The organism is Mangrovimonas yunxiaonensis, from assembly GCF_000733475.1.
Classification (GTDB): domain Bacteria; phylum Bacteroidota; class Bacteroidia; order Flavobacteriales; family Flavobacteriaceae; genus Mangrovimonas; species Mangrovimonas yunxiaonensis.
Window position 1 is genome coordinate 228,577 of the sequence record NZ_JPFK01000005.1, and the last position, 16,012, is coordinate 244,588.

The window sequence follows — 16,012 nt, forward strand, 5'->3', positions numbered from 1 at the left end:
GTATCTTTGCACAAAACCTGAAAAAAATGGAAAATGTTCGCGTGCGATTTGCACCAAGTCCTACCGGACCTCTACATATTGGTGGTGTAAGGACTGCCCTATTCAACTATTTATTTGCCAAAAAACACGGGGGTACGTTTGTGCTTCGAATAGAAGACACCGACCAAAACCGCTATGTTGAAGGCGCCGAAAACTATATTGTAGAAGCGTTAAAATGGTGTGGAATTCCTTTTGATGAAGGCCCGGGAAAAAACGAAACCTACGGCCCGTACAGGCAAAGTGAACGCAAGCATTTATACAAAGCCTATGCCGATAGATTGGTTGCCGAAGGCAAAGCCTACTATGCATTCGATACAGCCGAAGAGCTTGATTTTCATCGAAAAGACCACGAGCAAAAAGGCAAAACTTTCATTTACAACTGGCACAACAGGCTTAAGCTTAAAAATGCATTAGCCTTATCGGCCGAAGAGGTAGAAGCTAAATTAGCCGCCGGCCAAGACTATGTGATTCGTTTTAAGTCGCCACAAGATGAAACCTTGCATTTAGAAGATATCATTCGCGGAAACATTAAAATAGATACCAATACCCTAGACGATAAGGTATTGTTTAAAGCCGATGGCATGCCAACCTACCATTTGGCCAATATTGTAGACGACCATTTAATGGAAATCACCCATGTTATTCGCGGCGAAGAATGGCTGCCCTCTTTGGCGCTTCATGTGCAATTATACGAAGCCTTTGGTTGGGAAGCCCCAAAATTTGCCCATTTGCCCTTAATTTTAAAGCCCACAGGAAAAGGCAAACTAAGCAAACGCGATGGCGATAAATTAGGGTTTCCGGTGTTTCCGTTGGCTTGGAAAGATGAAAAAACAGGCGATGTTTCTAGAGGATACCGCGAAGATGGTTATTTTCCAGAGGCCGTTGTAAACTTTTTGGCTTTTTTAGGATGGAATCCAGGAACCGAACAGGAACTGTTTTCGTTAGACGCCCTTGTAGCAGCTTTCGATTTGGCTAAGGTAAACAAGGCCGGAGCACGTTTTGATCCCGATAAAACCAAGTGGTTTAACCACCACTACATGCAAGAACAACCCAACCACCTTTTGGCCGAACAATTTAAAATAGCCTATGCCGATAAGTTAAATGCTATCGACACGGCTTATATTGAATTGGTTATCGCCCTTATAAAAGAGCGTGCTACCTTTGTTTATGACTTTTGGGATTTAGGGCATTTCTTCTTCGAAACACCTACCGAATTGGATGAAAAAGCTGTTAAAAAAGCCTGGAAAGAAGACACCGAAGACCTGATGAAAGAACTGGTTCTTGTTATCGAATCGGTTGATGTATTTACGGTAGAAAACATGCAGCAAATTATAAAAGGCTGGATTACCAACAACAACATTGGCTTTGGTAAGGTTATGATGCCTTTGCGCTTAGCTTTGGTTGGTGCGTTACAAGGTCCAGATGTTTTTGAAATTATGTTTTTAATTGGTAAAAACGAAAGCATTCAACGCATAGAAAACCTAATACACACTTTACAATAACCAAAAAAAGGCGGATGTTACCATCCGCCTTTTTTATGTTTTTATTTCCTTTTTAAAAGGTTATCATGGCCGTAAAAGCCAACATGGATTGGTTTCCTTTTATCTTTTTGTCGTTGCCCGTTACATCCAGATCATCGGCTTTATCTAATTTTGCCAACATGTTGGTAAACCCGTAAATATACTGGGCCTTTAACCTAAAATGACTAAAGCCTGCCGATAGGCCTACAGCACCATCAACGTTAAATTTGCTAATCCCCGAAATGTCCTTGGCCAGCAGATTATCGTAATTGGCCACAACAAAATTTTCGTATTGGTCGTCTTCTAGCTCCAGTTCGCCATTGTACTGCAGCATGGGGCCAACATCGATTGTAACAAAGCTTTTAACCAATTTTATGTGCATGAGCAAAGCTATTTGTGCGGAAAAGACTTTATAATCTAAAAACTGCGATTGCATGGGCAAGGTTGCTTGTCTTGAGGCAATACCCACCTTATTTTCTGCCAATTGAATGGTGTAGCTTATGTTGTACCATTTATGAGGAATATCGACCGTTGCCGAGGCGCCCACCATCCAACCATTGCCGGGTTGGGTTTCAAAATTATCGGTTAAAATATCGTATTGTGTTAAACCTCCGTAAAGGCCAAACCCATTTTTTATGGCATATCGCTTGTGTTGAGCATAAAATGTTGTAACAAACCCTATACAAAAGACTACTAATAAAATAAAATGCTTGTTTTGTTTCATGGCATACGTAATTGAAACAAATATAGCTTAAATTAGTAAACTTATAATCTAACCTTAAAAATCGCTGTTATGGGCCAATTTATCTTTATTCCTTTAATCTTTTTCGGATTTATTATTTTAATTTCTTCCTTTTTCATTGTAAAACAGCAATCTGCTGCCATTATAGAGCGCTTTGGTAAGTTTCAAAGCATTCGCCATTCGGGACTTCAAATGAAAATTCCTTTAATCGATCGCGTATCGGGGCGCTTAAGCTTAAAAATCCAGCAGTTGGATGTTATTGTAGAAACCAAAACATTAGACGATGTATTTGTGCGCTTAAAAGTATCGGTACAATATGTGGTTATAAAAGAAAAGGTATACGATGCCTTTTATAAATTAGACTATCCGCACGACCAAATTACCAGTTACGTTTTTGATGTGGTTCGTGCCGAGGTCCCTAAAATGAAACTGGACGATGTGTTTGTAAAAAAAGACGACATTGCCATTGCCGTAAAATCGGAATTGAACGATGCCATGCTGGATTATGGTTTTGATATTATAAAAACCCTGGTTACCGATATTGATCCGGATGCTCAGGTAAAATCTGCCATGAACCGTATTAATGCCTCTGAGCGCGAAAAAATTGCCGCTCAATACGAAGGGGATGCCGCCCGTATTTTAATTGTTGAAAAAGCCAAGGCCGAAGCCGAAAGCAAACGCTTGCAAGGCCAGGGTATTGCCGACCAAAGACGTGAAATTGCACGTGGTTTGGAAGAATCGGTAGAGGTATTAAACCGTGTGGGAATCAATTCTCAAGAAGCATCGGCCCTAATTGTTGTAACCCAGCATTACGATACATTACAGTCGTTAGGAGAAGAAACCAACAGCAACTTAATTTTGCTTCCTAATGCCCCCCAAGCCGGCAGTAACATGCTTAACGATATGGTGGCTAGCTTTACGGCAAGTAACCAAATTGGGGAAGCCATGAAAGAAGCCAGAAACAAAAAGAGCGATACAAACTAATCATAAAAAAATAGGGCCTTTAAGGGCCCTATTCTATTTGTCCTGCTTTAAACTTTTTTATTAAAACCTGCAAACTGGTTAAGTAATCTTCCAATACAGCATCGTCTATGTTAGGGTGTTCCATATTGGGTATGGTCATAGGCGTTTCATCCAAGTACTTGTATAACTCTGGATAATTGGTTTCTATATCCCTAGTTAATTCGGATATGTTTTGCAAAAGCTCCTGTGTTTTCATAACCCCTTGATTTTTACCTTAAAATACAAAAAATAAGCACGTTATAAAACCTTTACGGCACGAATATTTTTTGTGTCGCTTAAAACGTGTTGCTAAGGCGCAAAAGGATGGCGAACGTCCCATGCTTTTTTGGGGTTCATTAACGAAAAGATTTGTTTTAACAGGGTGTTCATTAGTCCATTGGTATGTTTCATGTACATGGTCATGGGAAAAGCCTCGGCTCCTACCGAGCTTTTTATGGTCATGGCTGTTCTGGCATAAACAATGGTTTTAAAACCGTTATCTACACCGTAGGCCACCATATCGTATAGCATGTTTAAATACAACTGCATGCTGTATTGATAACGTTCGTCGTACCCTAAAAAATACGTTTCTAAAGCGTTATTTTTATTTAAAATTAGGGTGTAAAATCCCACCAAGGTATCGTCTAGATAGTAGCCAAACACCTTAAAGTTGTCTTGAAGCTCTAGTTTGTAAATTAAAAAATGGTGTTCTGGTAAGATAAAGGTGTTAAACTTGGCATTATCCGAGACCGTTTTGTAAAGTTCGTAAAGGCGGTTGGATTGTGCTTTAATGGTAGGCGCGTCCAATTCCTTACAAACAATACCATTGTACTTTTTTCTCGCGCGTTTGTAACGGCGGCGGTACTTGTTGTTCAAAGCTTTTAGGTAGTCCTGAAAGGTATTCCAAGATGCTGGTATGTGAAATAACATATTGGGTTGTACTGTTACCTTATAAAAGCCCTTTTCAGACAACTTTTGCTGTTCGTGATGAATGGCATCAGCATCAAAAAAATCCTTCAACAAAAACAACCTAATGCGTTTTTTAGAGTGGGTTTTAATGTACTGCTTTAACGCGTTAAAAGCCCTAAAAAGCATTTGGGTAAACTCGTGTATTGAAATGGCATTTGAAACAAAATACCCGTGTTGTCCCGTATGCGTGAGGTTTCCTAAAACCAGAATGTTTCCCTTTAAAATAAGCGATACCAAACTTTTAACCCGCTCTTTAAAGCAGGAGTCGTTATTGTTTCTAAACATATCCTTTACATACAATTGCACGCGTTGTAAAACTGCCACCGCCACTAGGGTTTCGTTTTTAAAAATCCCAACATAATACATGGAAATGTTGTTTGGCGCAGCGGTTTCAATAGCTTTTAAATACGGGGTGCTTAAAAAAACATCATGTGCTGTTAATACGTCCCACGATGTTGGTAGTTGTTGGTATGTTGTGTAAATTTTATAGTGTATCAAAGCATAAAAAAAGACTGATGGTGTTTATCAGTCCTTTGGTTTTTGTATTCATTACAAATTTATGGCCAGGCACAAACAATGCCTCCCATAATGGCCATGGTTACAATCCAATAGCCACTGTTAATTAAAATATATCTGGTACTTTTTCGCTCAAACAAGGCATTGGTTCCTAACACGGGTAACGCGAGTAAAACCCCTGCCATAGTACCGTGCAAAGCTCCGTGCTTAAATGTTCTGTAAGCCTGCCCATAGTCGTCCATAAACGCTTGATAAGATGGTTTGGCCGCAGTGGGATCGCCACCAATCATGCCTAGTGCACCGGTTTGGTGAATGGTAAGCAACTGAAGCACGATGGCTAGCATAAAAGCAAAAACAAAAGCCAAAATAAAAATCTTGGCCATGTTGGCGCTTTTCATTTTTTCTTCGGTCATTTCTGCTGCTTGTGCCCAAGCTGTTCCAAAAACCTTTGGGTTGTACCAAATAGCTCCCATAACAAGTGCAGAAACGGCAGCTGCAAGCAGGGCTAAAAAGTTAATTTCCATAGTATAATATCATTAGTTAGTGAACTAAAGATAGTAATTATTGAAAAAACACCATCATTTTTAAAACAAATGAAATAAAAATCCCAAGTAAAAACTTGGGATTTTTATCGCTGTATTAAAAAAGGTCGTTATAAATTAGACGCCTCATCAACCAGTAATTGGTTGGTATCGGTTTTGGCTTTTTCTATAAATTCGTTTATGGCTTCGTTTCGTTCCAATCCTGTATCCAACATCACTTTTAGTATAAGCACAGCAGCAATGCGCGTGCCTACTTTTTTTACAGCCGTACCAAACAACGGTTCTAATTCGTCGTAAGTTACCTGTTTGGCCAGTTCTAAAATTTCTGCTTTTACTTTAGCTTGCTTGTCTTCTGGATAATTGGTGTATTTTTTACCCAATTGCTGAATGACGCTAATCGCTTTTCGTTGTTGTTGTGGTTTTGGTGCGTTTTGTGGTGTAGGCTGTTTTAGTTTTGGGGTTTGTTTGGCCCAAGTATCGCGCAAGCCCACGGTTTTGTTGAATATTATTTTTTCTGAAGTAGCATCGGTATCCACATTAAAATAGCCCAAACGTTGAAACTGGAACCTATCGCCTATTTTGGCGTCCTGTAAGCTTGGTTCTACAAAAGCTTCAACAACCTTTAAAGAGTTCGGGTTTAAAAAGTCCATAAAGTCCTTATCTTGGTGACTGTCCGGAGCTTCGTCCATAAACAACCTATCGTACTCCCTTACCTCGGCTTTTAGCGCATGCTTAATGGACACCCAATGCAAGGTGCCTTTTACTTTTTTAGACGTATCTTCGGAATAGGTGCAGTGAATTTCTGTTATCTCGCCATTAGCATCTTTTACCACATGATTGGCTTGAATGATGTAGGCATTTTTTAAACGTACCTCACCCCCTAGTTTTAATCTGAAAAACTTATTGCCAGCTGCTTCTTTAAAATCGGCTTTTTCAATGTAAAGCTCACGAGAAAAAGGAACTTCTCTAGAACCTGCTTGTTCGTCTTCAGGATTATTTTCAGCCTCTAACCATTCTACTTTATCTTCAGGATAATTGGTAATGACCACTTTTACGGGATCTAAGACCGCCATAACCCTTGGAGCTGTTTTATTTAAATCTTCACGGATACAAAACTCCAACAAGGCCACATCAATCACATTATCACGTTTGGCAACGCCAACGGTTTCCACAAATTTCCTAATGGCGTTTGGTGTATAACCACGACGACGAAGTCCAGAAATGGTAGGCATTCTAGGATCGTCCCAACCAGAAACAATACCTTCTTCCACCAATTTAAGCAACTTGCGTTTGCTCATAATGGTATAGCTTAAGTTTAAACGGGCAAACTCACGTTGTTTAGGAAGCATAGGAAGTGCTTCTGGCTGGTATTTATACACTTGTTCCTTAAACCAATCGTAAAGCTCTCTATGGGGCTTAAATTCAAGCGAACAAAGGGAATGTGATATTTGTTCAATATAATCGCTTTCACCATGCGTCCAGTCGTACATAGGATAAATGCACCAATCTGTTCCTGTTCTATGATGGGCTTTTTTAAGAATGCGGTACATTAAAGGATCACGCATGAGCATATTAGGATGCTGCATATCTATTTTTGCACGAAGTACATGCGAACCTTCTTCAAATTCGCCATGTTTCATGCGGTTGAATAAATCGAGGTTTTCTTCAACCGAACGGTTTCTATAAGGGCCATCCACTCCCGGTTGTGTAGGGGTGCCTTTTTGCTCAGCCATGGCTTCGCTGGATTGGGAATCGACATACGCTTTGCCTTCTTTAATCAATAAAATGGCCCAATCGTAAAGCTGTTGAAAATAATCTGATGAATACAACTCGTTGGCCCATTGGTAACCCAACCATTTAATATCACGCTTTATGGCATCGACATATTCTTGTTCTTCTTTTGCTGGATTGGTATCATCAAAACGTAAATTAACGGGCGCCTTATATTTTAATCCTAAACCAAAACTAATGCCTATGGCTTTGGTATGACCAATATGTAAATAACCATTGGGTTCTGGTGGAAAACGAAAACGAAGTTTATCTTTTTCTAAGCCATTGGCTAAATCCTCTTCAATAATATGTTCTATAAAATTTAGTGACTTTTCACTCATAATTCTTATCTAAAAAATAGGCTACAAATTTAAAGGAAATAACTCTAAAATAAGGGAATAATATATCTTTGTAAAAAAATAGTATTTTGGGAGTTATAAAAGTTGAAAATATAAGAGTTTTTGCCCATCACGGTTGCCTTAAGGAAGAAACCAAAATTGGTAGCGATTACCGTGTGGATTTAAAAATTAAAGCCGATTTGCAAACCTCGGCCAAAACCGATATCTTAAGTGATACCGTAGATTATGTGTTTTTAAACCGTATTGTACGCGAAGAAATGCAACAACCATCGCATTTATTAGAAACTGTTGCCAAACGTATTATTAGCAGCATTTTAAAAGAAGATAAAACGGTAAAAAAAGTAAGTGTTGCCGTTAGTAAACTAAACCCGCCTATTGGTGGCGATGTAGAAATGGTAACGATAAAAATGACGGAAAAACGTAAAAATTAGATTCTAAATAGCTAAAAAGGGGAAATATTTTTATATTTGCCCTCTCATAATTTAATATGAGATACCTGTTTCTACAGGTATTTAAGGCGTCGTGGCCGAGTGGCTAGGCAGAGGTCTGCAAAACCTTGTACAGCGGTTCGAATCCGCTCGACGCCTCCAAAAAAAAGCTTCTGGTTTATTCCGGAAGCTTTTCTTTTATAGGATTTATTTGTTCTATTTTTTCCTTGAGCAATTCTTTTTCATCTGGAAAAAACCCCTGCACTAAAAGTAAAATACCAAAGCCTAAAATAACCAAAGCAATTATTTTTTTGGTTTTAAAAATACGCCGTGGCGTAAGTTTTCGTCTAATGCGTTTGGCCACGGCTATTTTAAATAAATCGACAACCAGGTATGTTATAAGTATGGTTACAATAAAGACCTCTACCCCATTTGGGCTTACTGTTATAGAATTTGCTATTACAATAAATCCTAACCAACCTACTAAAACACCTATGTTAATAAAGTTTAAGAGAAAGCCTTTTATAAAGAGTTTGCCGTAGTTTTTTTTGATTTGAACCCGGTGGTATTCTTTTACAATAGCCCGAAAGGATTTGGATGTTTTTGTAAACGAAATAACGCCATAGGCAACAAGTAGCACCCCACCAAAAATTAAAAAGTTGGGATCGTCCTTTATTTTTTGAAGTAGGCTGTTGGCACTGTAAAACGCCACTACAATAAACAGGATATCGGCAAATATAACGCCTAAATCAAATATTAGGGCACTTTTAAACCCTTTGGTCGCACTGGTTTCCAAAAGGACAAAAAATACGGGTCCTATGGTAAACGCTAGGATGATACCAAATGGAATGGCCGCTAAAATATCATTTATCATAAGACATTATACTTGTCTTACAAAGGTAGGAAAAATAGTGGGTTTAGTTTTTGTATTCTATACGCCCGCCTAAAGCTTTGTTTTTAGTCACATTTTTAGGGGTACCATAAACAACAACAAGCCCACCGGCCCTAATTTTTATGTCTAGATTTTCAAGCGTTTTAACCTTAGCTTCGCCTCCGGCCACTATGGTTACTTCGCTATCATGGGCAGTGAGGTCTTTTGCACTGTAAAGTCCGCCTGTGCTCAGGTTAACCAGTTGCTTTTTGGCGGTACCAGAGGTTTTAACTTCGCCGCCTGTAATGGCCTTAATGTCTAGTATGGTAACCTGGGTTTGTAATTTAATAAGCGCCCCTTCTTGGGCTTTTAAGGTAAGCTCTATTTGTTTAAACTCGTGTTCTGAAGCAACAAAAGCCCCTTCGTTAGCATCGATGGTTTCTAAATTGGTAAAATACACTTTTACATAGGTATCGCGACCATCAAAGCTTTCTTCTAGTTTCATTCTAATTTTTAAGACGCCATTTTTATTGATAACCGCAACATCTTTAGCATTTTTACCAGAAATCTCTACTTTATTTTCTTCGGCTTTAATAAGCTCGACATCTATTAAATCGAAAGCTTTTAGGGTAGTAAACTCGCCTACAGTTTTGGTTATGGTGTTTTGTGAATTTGCTGTAAAAGCTAGCAGTACGGCTAGCATAAAAAGAATGTTTTTCATGAATTTATTTTTTACTTGTTCTAACAAAATCCATTCCGTTTTAATGTTTCCTAAGGTGTTTTTTACCTTACCAAAACCTTTAGGGATTTATAGCACTTATCCTAATACGAATGTTAGTTGTTTTCGGTATTAATAAATACCTGATGCAGAATCTGAAAAAGATAGGATACAAAGCATGGTTAATCAACACATTAACAACTAGTGCGACCGTTTAGAATAACTGGCTGTTAAGATGATGTTGGTAACTAAACCGTATCGTCTTCATGCTTACCAAGAAGGTAAAAATCCAAATGTTTTTTAACCAAATCGGTGTCTTTTACCTTAACAATAACTTCGTCACCCAATTGGTACATGTGTTTTGTTTCGCGGCCTATAATGGCAAATTGGCTTTCGTCAAACTCGTAATAATCATCTTTTATGTCGCGAATACGTACCATGCCCTCGCATTTGTTATCGATAATTTCTACATAAATACCCCAATCGGTAACACCAGAAATAACGCCTACAAATGCTTCATTTTCGTGGTCTTGCATAAACCTAATTTGCATGTATTTTATCGAATCGCGTTCGGCTTTTGTTGCCAAGTATTCCATATTGCTGGAATGTTGGCATTTTTCTTCGTAAATGGCCTCATTGGCGCTTTTTCCGCCATCTAAATAATGCTGAAGCAATCTATGTGCCATAACGTCGGGATAACGGCGTATAGGCGATGTAAAGTGGCTGTAGTAGTTAAAGGCTAAACCATAATGCCCAATGTTGTGCGTGGTATATTCGGCCTTGCTCATACTTCGAATGGCCAGAGTATCGACTAAATTTTGTTCTTTCTTGCCTGCCACTTCGTTTAACAGGCTGTTTAAAGAGGCTGTGGTGCTTTTTCTGTCCTTTAAGTTTAACTTGTACCCAAAGCGTCCAACAATGTTTTGTAAAGCCGCTAATTTGCTATCGTCTGGCTCGTCGTGTACACGATATATAAAAGTTTTTTGTGGTTTTTGCTTGCCTATAAACTCGGCCACTTTTCTGTTGGCCAAAAGCATAAACTCTTCAATTAATTTGTTAGCATCTTTACTGGTTTTAAAGAATACTCCTATAGGATTATTGGCCTCGTCTAAATTGAATTTTACTTCAACCTTATCGAACGAAATGGCACCTAAACGCATGCGCTTGCTACGCATTTTTTTGGCGAGCTCGTCCATTTTTAAAATGGCATCGGCAATGTCTTGATGAGTCTGGTAGGTTTCTCCAGTTAAAGATACCTCTTGGGGTATGGTATTGGTTTTAGATTCGATAACAGCCTGGGCTTCTTCGTAGGCAAATCTGGCATCGCTATAGGTTACGGTTCTTCCAAACCATTGGTCCATTACTTCGGCCTTATCGTTTATTTTAAACACGGCAGAAAAGGTGTATTTTTCTTCGTGCGGACGAAGTGAACAGGCTTTATTCGATAAAATTTCGGGTAACATAGGAACCACCCGATCTACCAAGTAAACCGATGTGGCGCGTTCGTAAGCTTCATCGTCTAAAATGGTATTGGGTTGAACGTAATGCGAAACATCGGCAATGTGAATGCCTATTTCAAACAGGCCATCTTCCAGTACTTTAAACGACAAAGCATCGTCAAAATCCTTAGCATCCTTAGGGTCTATTGTAAAAGTGAGTGTTTTACGCATGTCGCGACGCTTGGCGATTTCGGCTTCGCTAATCGATGTGTCTATTGTATTGGCATAGGCCTCGACGTCGTGTGGAAATTCGTAAGGCAACCCATACTCTGCCAAAATGGAATGAATCTCGGTACTGTGCTCGCCAGGTTTTCCTAATACTTTAAGTATTTTTCCATAAGGCGAATCGGCTTTTTCTGGCCAATCCTCTAAGGTTACCAATACTTTGTCGCCATCTTCGGCCTTGTTGGTTTTGTTAATAGGCACAAAAATATCCTTATACATTTTTGGGCTGTCTGGGATTACAAAAGCGTAGTTGCTATGCACTTGTACCACACCCACATAATCGGTTTTGGCGCGTTTAATAACTTGGGTTATCTCGCCTTCTAACTTGCCGCGTTTTTTGCGTTTATAGGGGTAAAACTCAACTTCATCGCCATCTAAAGCGCGATTAATATTGTTTGAGGCCACATAAATATCGTCTTCAAAATCGTCGCAAATTATAAACCCAGATCCTTTTGCCGTTAGGTCTAGAATACCAGTATGGTACTGTGTGGTAACCAAGGCTTTAAACTTGCCGCGTTCTACCTCTTCAATTTCTTGTTTGGCTTTTAATTGCTGTAGTTTTTTTATAATTTGGTTTCGGCTACTGGCATCGTTTACACCAAGTTTGGCCGCTATTTGCTTGTAGTTAAAACTTTTATTGCGTTCCTTTTTTAAAATACTAAGAATGGTATTTGTAAGGTTTGAAATTTTATTGTTTGAATTCTTTCTGCGTTTCTTTCTTGCCATCTACTTTTTTCTAATTATCACAAATCTAAGCTATAATATAGTAAGAACATCAGCTTATAAAAAAGTTTATTCACATTTAATATTATATTAATTGTTCTTCTTTTAAAAATTTAAAAAAATAATGATGTTTATTATAGGCTGTTAATAGTTGGCATAACTTTTTAGCATTTTATTTTGAAAATACACAGTTGACGTTCTGTTAATATTTAATTAACATTTATTTTAAATTTAACTGCTTCATTTTTAAGGATGTTTTAATAGTTGTTAACAGTTGTTTACAACCTAATTCCACACGTTTTTTTTAACATGTTTTTTAAAAAATGATGTTAGCAAGCCCTAATTTTGATGCTGAAAAGTCTTCTAAAAAAAGCGACGTTATCATTTGTTTTATTCGTCTGTATTCTGCTTTGTAAAATTTTATGAGTTTTAAAAATTTTTCTTTCATAAAGAAGTAAACAGTTATTAACAACTTATTAAGTGTAGGTGTTAAAGTAATTAACATTACCTAAAACAATATAAAATTATAGCCGGCTAGTATGGCTTCATTTTGTACCTTTACTGGAAGAAATTAACACCACAAAAACCCATAAAAATGAGACTAGCTATAGGAAACGACCACGCAGGAACCGATTATAAATTTGCTGTAATGGCGCATTTAAAAAGTAAAGGTTTTACCGTTAATAATTATGGTACAGACGCTACCGATAGTGTAGATTATCCAGATTTTGTACATCCGGTGGCTAAGGATGTTGAAGATAAGCAAGTAGATTTTGGCATTATTATTTGTGGTAGTGGCAATGGGGCCAACATGACGGCCAACAAACATCAAGGTGTACGTTCGGCTTTGTGTTGGAACAAAGAAATTGTAGCTTTAGCTAGACAGCACAACAATGCTAACGTACTTAGTATACCAGCTAGATTTACGGCCTTACCTCAGGTTTTAGAAATGGTCGATACCTTTTTAGAAACTGCTTTTGAAGGTGGCCGTCACGAAAACCGTGTAAACAAAATACCAGTATCTTGTTAGTACCAGCCTAAACCAGGCATGCCATGGCACATTCGCACAATAACTTACACCAACAGGACATGAAAGATAGAAATTTAATGGTTTCTATCTTGTTAAACATTGTTATAACCGTTACTCAAATTGTTGGGGGCTTGGTTTCTGGTAGTTTGGCCTTGTTAAGCGATGCGCTTCATAATTTTAGCGATGTTATTTCTCTGGTGGTTAGTTATGTGGCTTCTAAACTGTCTAAACAAAAGGCTTCCTTAAACCGGACTTTTGGTTACAAACGCGCCGAAATACTGGCGGCTTTTGTTAATGCTGCAACACTTATTATTGTAGCTATTATTTTAATTATTGAAGCTGTAGAGCGTTTTAATAATCCACAGGAAATAGCATCCGATTTGGTTATTTGGCTTTCCTTTATTGCCATTATAGGAAACGGGATTAGCGTGTTGTTGCTTAAAAAAGATTCTGAAAATAACATTAACATCAAATCGGCATACTTGCACTTGTTAACCGATATGCTGGCCAGTGTAGCAGTGTTAATAGGCGGCTTGTTAATGAAGTATTACCAGATGTTTTGGGTAGATAGTGTGTTAACCTTACTTATTGCATTTTACTTAATTTATGTGGGGTACGATTTATTAAAAACATCCACAAAAATGCTCATGTTGTTTACGCCTGACCACATCAATTTAAAAGCTGTTGTTAGAACAGTTAATAAGTTGAAAAAGGTTAAAAAACTACACCATGTACATATTTGGAATTTAAGTGACGACGAGCTGCATTTGGAAGCGCATTTAGATTTAAACGATGATCTTTCTACTTCAGAATTCAATACCTTGTTAATAACCATAGAGGCCTTGCTTCATGAGGAATTTAATATTAACCACGTGACCATTCAGCCAGAATATAAAAAAGATGATTCTAAAGATGTTATTGTACAGGACTAATGCTTGATATTTTTGTAAAGACATACGATGCGTTAACCAAAGACGATTTGTACCACATGCTGCAATTGCGCAGTGAGGTATTTGTTGTTGAACAGCATTGTGCCTACCAAGATATTGATGGAAAAGATGCCAAAGCCCTTCATGTTATGGGCTATAAAAACGGAAATCTTATAGCGTATACCCGCATATTTAAACCTGGCGATTATTTTAAAGAAGCTAGTATTGGTCGTGTAGTAGTTAAGCAAGACCACCGCGATTATAAGTATGGTTACACCATTATGGAAGCTTCTATAAAGGCCATTGAACAGCATTTTAACACAACCGCTATAAAAATATCGGCACAGTGTTATTTAAAGCGGTTTTACAACAATTTGGGTTTTAAAGAAACAGGAGAAGCATATTTAGAAGATGGCATTCCCCATATAGCGATGTTGTACGCAAGTAAAAAATGATATTTATTGAATAAAAGAATAAGCATACTAGGATGTGGTTGGCTTGGATTAGCTTTAGCTGTTAGTTTAACTAATAAAGGGTATAAAGTTTACGGTTCAACAACTTCTATTTCTAAATTAAAAATCCTTGAGGAAAAAAATATTAAACCATTTCTTATAGACATTAGTAAGCCTGATGTTGATATGATGGATTTTTTATCTTCCGATGTATTAATTATTGCTATTACATCTAAAAGCCTCGAAGATGTAAATAATTTAATTAGTAATATTGAAAAATCTAAAGTAAAAAAAATTCTATTTATTAGTTCTACATCTGTTTATCCATTAACAAATGGAATTGTTACTGAAGAAACTAATACAGCTATCACGCCACTTTCTAAAATAGAAAAGCTGTTTATAACCAACCCTTCTTTTAAGACTACAATACTAAGATTTGGAGGATTATTTGGTTATGATAGAAAGCCTGGAAATTTTATTAAATCTAATACAGCTGTTAAAAATCCAGAAGGGTATATAAACGTTATACATAGAGATGATTGTATAGAAATAATTGAACAAATTATTATAAAAAACATTTGGAATGAAGTTTTAAATGCCTGTTCAGATAAGCATCCAAAAAGACGCCATTTTTACCTTAAAGAGATTAAAAAAGTTGGAAAATCGACAGTTCTCTTCGATGAAAATTCAAAGAATGATTTTAAAATTGTAAGTAGTGAAAAATTGAAAACGTTACTTAATTATAATTTTAAATATGCAGATTTTGAGACTTATAAATAACAATATGGCATACAAAAATATAACTTTAGTTAGGTTAAAAAGTTAATCTTTATCTTCAGCATAGGTCACTAAAATCTCAACACGACGGTCAAATTTGGGTTCGCCGCCAAGCGGAAAATTTCGGCGCATACCAACAAATTTCATACGGCGCTTGCTTACGCCTTTTTTGGCCATATAATCGTAAATGTATTTTGCCCTGGCAACCGATAAATTGCGTTTTTTGGTTTTTCTGTCAATGGCATCGCGGCTTCCCATAGTACAACACACATGCCCTTGAATGGTAAAGTAAACATCTTTTCGTTCTACTAAAATGTTGGAGATGTCCTCTAGGGTTTTTATCGATTCGGGGAGTAGTATGCTGTAACCTGTTTTAAAAAGGATGTTTTCCAGCTTAATTCTATCGCCAGCTTTTAGTTTTCCCTTAAGCTTTTCTTCGGTGGTTAGTTTTTCTTTAGGCGCCTCTAGTTTTCTTGGTGGGTTAAAGGGTTGTACTATAATTTCCACCTTGCGGTTTAATCCTCTTACTTTATGAATGTCTTCTTGTTTTACAACCTTAAGCAAGACTTCGCCCTTACCATCTACATTGGTAATAACGCTTTCGTCAAACTCATTGTTAGAGAAAACGGTTTTTATGGCATCGGCCCGTTGTTGCGAGAGGATGAGGTTGTAGTCGTCGCTGCCCCTATCGTCGGTAAAGCCGTAAATAGATACTTTTTCGATGTCTAAATTTTCAATATCGTATAAAAAAGCCAATAACCTGCTGTATTCGGTTTCGTTAACATCAAACTTGTCAGTTTCAAAATAAACTTGATGCTTTAGGTTGCTATGTTGGCTATAGCTAGAGTACAGACTTATTAGAAATAAGAAAATAACATACAGCTTATTCATTGTACATGGT

16 protein-coding genes and 1 tRNA gene are annotated in these 16,012 nt (G+C 37.5%); 8 read left to right on the plus strand and 9 right to left on the minus strand.

Annotated elements, in window-relative coordinates; genetic code table 11:
* The first annotated feature begins 26 nt into the window (after positions 1-26).
* Positions 27-1,541 carry a glutamate--tRNA ligase gene (gene gltX, locus IA57_RS05190; protein WP_036120215.1) on the plus strand — a complete coding sequence of 505 codons (1,515 nt, stop codon included), beginning with the start codon at positions 27-29 and terminating at the stop codon, positions 1,539-1,541.
* Positions 1,542-1,593: 52 nt separating this feature from the next.
* On the opposite strand, the gene IA57_RS05195 is transcribed toward gltX, so the two are convergent.
* A complete protein-coding gene (locus tag IA57_RS05195; protein WP_036120218.1) occupies positions 1,594-2,283 on the minus strand; it encodes a hypothetical protein in 690 nt (229 codons plus the stop codon).
* Positions 2,284-2,352: 69 nt separating this feature from the next.
* On the opposite strand from IA57_RS05195, the gene IA57_RS05200 reads away from it, so the two are divergent.
* Positions 2,353-3,285 (plus strand): SPFH domain-containing protein, encoded by a 933-nt coding sequence (locus IA57_RS05200; RefSeq protein WP_036120221.1) that lies wholly within the window; start codon positions 2,353-2,355, stop codon positions 3,283-3,285.
* Positions 3,286-3,313: 28 nt separating this feature from the next.
* On the opposite strand, the gene IA57_RS05205 is transcribed toward IA57_RS05200, so the two are convergent.
* The 4 genes from IA57_RS05205 to IA57_RS05220 all read right to left on the minus strand — a co-directional run bounded on the left by IA57_RS05205 (position 3,314) and on the right by IA57_RS05220 (position 7,441).
* The gene (locus IA57_RS05205) at positions 3,314-3,520 is read right to left on the minus strand and encodes a hypothetical protein (RefSeq protein WP_036120224.1); all 207 of its coding nucleotides are present in this window, start codon (positions 3,518-3,520) and stop codon (positions 3,314-3,316) included.
* Between the two features lie 92 nt (positions 3,521-3,612).
* Positions 3,613-4,770 (minus strand): GNAT family N-acetyltransferase, encoded by a 1,158-nt coding sequence (locus tag IA57_RS05210; protein WP_036120227.1) that lies wholly within the window; start codon positions 4,768-4,770, stop codon positions 3,613-3,615.
* 59 nt (positions 4,771-4,829) lie between these two features.
* Positions 4,830-5,312 carry a DUF1761 domain-containing protein gene (locus IA57_RS05215; RefSeq protein WP_036120231.1) on the minus strand — a complete coding sequence of 161 codons (483 nt, stop codon included), beginning with the start codon at positions 5,310-5,312 and terminating at the stop codon, positions 4,830-4,832.
* Between the two features lie 128 nt (positions 5,313-5,440).
* Positions 5,441-7,441, minus strand: coding sequence for a glutamine--tRNA ligase/YqeY domain fusion protein (locus IA57_RS05220; RefSeq protein WP_036120233.1), 2,001 nt, complete (start codon positions 7,439-7,441; stop codon positions 5,441-5,443).
* An 86-nt stretch (positions 7,442-7,527) separates the two neighbouring features.
* On the opposite strand from IA57_RS05220, the gene folB reads away from it, so the two are divergent.
* Entirely contained in the window at positions 7,528-7,890 is a 363-nt protein-coding gene (folB, locus tag IA57_RS05225) for a dihydroneopterin aldolase (RefSeq protein ID WP_036120236.1), read from the plus strand.
* An 85-nt stretch (positions 7,891-7,975) separates the two neighbouring features.
* Positions 7,976-8,049: transfer RNA gene (locus tag IA57_RS05230), tRNA-Cys, on the plus strand.
* A 16-nt stretch (positions 8,050-8,065) separates the two neighbouring features.
* Here IA57_RS05230 and IA57_RS05235 read toward each other — a convergent pair.
* From IA57_RS05235 to rnr, 3 genes are all read right to left on the minus strand, one after another.
* Positions 8,066-8,761: a LysE family translocator gene (locus tag IA57_RS05235; RefSeq protein WP_036120239.1), complete on the minus strand. Its 696-nt coding sequence runs from the start codon at positions 8,759-8,761 to the stop codon at positions 8,066-8,068.
* A 43-nt stretch (positions 8,762-8,804) separates the two neighbouring features.
* A complete protein-coding gene (locus IA57_RS05240) occupies positions 8,805-9,479 on the minus strand; it encodes a head GIN domain-containing protein (RefSeq protein ID WP_036120242.1) in 675 nt (224 codons plus the stop codon).
* A gap of 245 nt (positions 9,480-9,724) precedes the next feature.
* The gene (gene rnr / locus IA57_RS05245) at positions 9,725-11,926 is read right to left on the minus strand and encodes a ribonuclease R (RefSeq protein ID WP_036120245.1); all 2,202 of its coding nucleotides are present in this window, start codon (positions 11,924-11,926) and stop codon (positions 9,725-9,727) included.
* Between the two features lie 592 nt (positions 11,927-12,518).
* Here rnr and rpiB point away from each other — a divergent pair.
* Genes rpiB through IA57_RS05270 form a run of 4 tightly spaced genes read left to right on the plus strand, consistent with a single transcriptional unit; the run spans position 12,519 to position 15,114 of the window.
* The gene (gene rpiB, locus IA57_RS05255) at positions 12,519-12,953 is read left to right on the plus strand and encodes a ribose 5-phosphate isomerase B (protein ID WP_036120250.1); all 435 of its coding nucleotides are present in this window, start codon (positions 12,519-12,521) and stop codon (positions 12,951-12,953) included.
* Positions 12,954-12,976: 23 nt separating this feature from the next.
* Positions 12,977-13,885 carry a cation diffusion facilitator family transporter gene (locus IA57_RS05260; protein WP_036120253.1) on the plus strand — a complete coding sequence of 303 codons (909 nt, stop codon included), beginning with the start codon at positions 12,977-12,979 and terminating at the stop codon, positions 13,883-13,885.
* Positions 13,885-14,337, plus strand: coding sequence for a GNAT family N-acetyltransferase (locus IA57_RS05265; RefSeq protein ID WP_036120256.1), 453 nt, complete (start codon positions 13,885-13,887; stop codon positions 14,335-14,337). Before IA57_RS05260 ends, IA57_RS05265 begins: the two co-directional genes overlap by 1 nt.
* 6 nt (positions 14,338-14,343) lie before the next feature.
* Positions 14,344-15,114, plus strand: a complete 771-nt coding sequence (locus IA57_RS05270) for an NAD(P)-binding domain-containing protein (RefSeq protein ID WP_036120259.1) — start codon at positions 14,344-14,346, stop codon at positions 15,112-15,114.
* A 42-nt stretch (positions 15,115-15,156) separates the two neighbouring features.
* On the opposite strand, the gene IA57_RS05275 is transcribed toward IA57_RS05270, so the two are convergent.
* Complete coding sequence (locus tag IA57_RS05275) at positions 15,157-16,002, minus strand: OmpA family protein (protein ID WP_036120262.1); 846 nt, start codon at positions 16,000-16,002, stop codon at positions 15,157-15,159.
* Positions 16,003-16,012 lie beyond the last annotated feature (10 nt).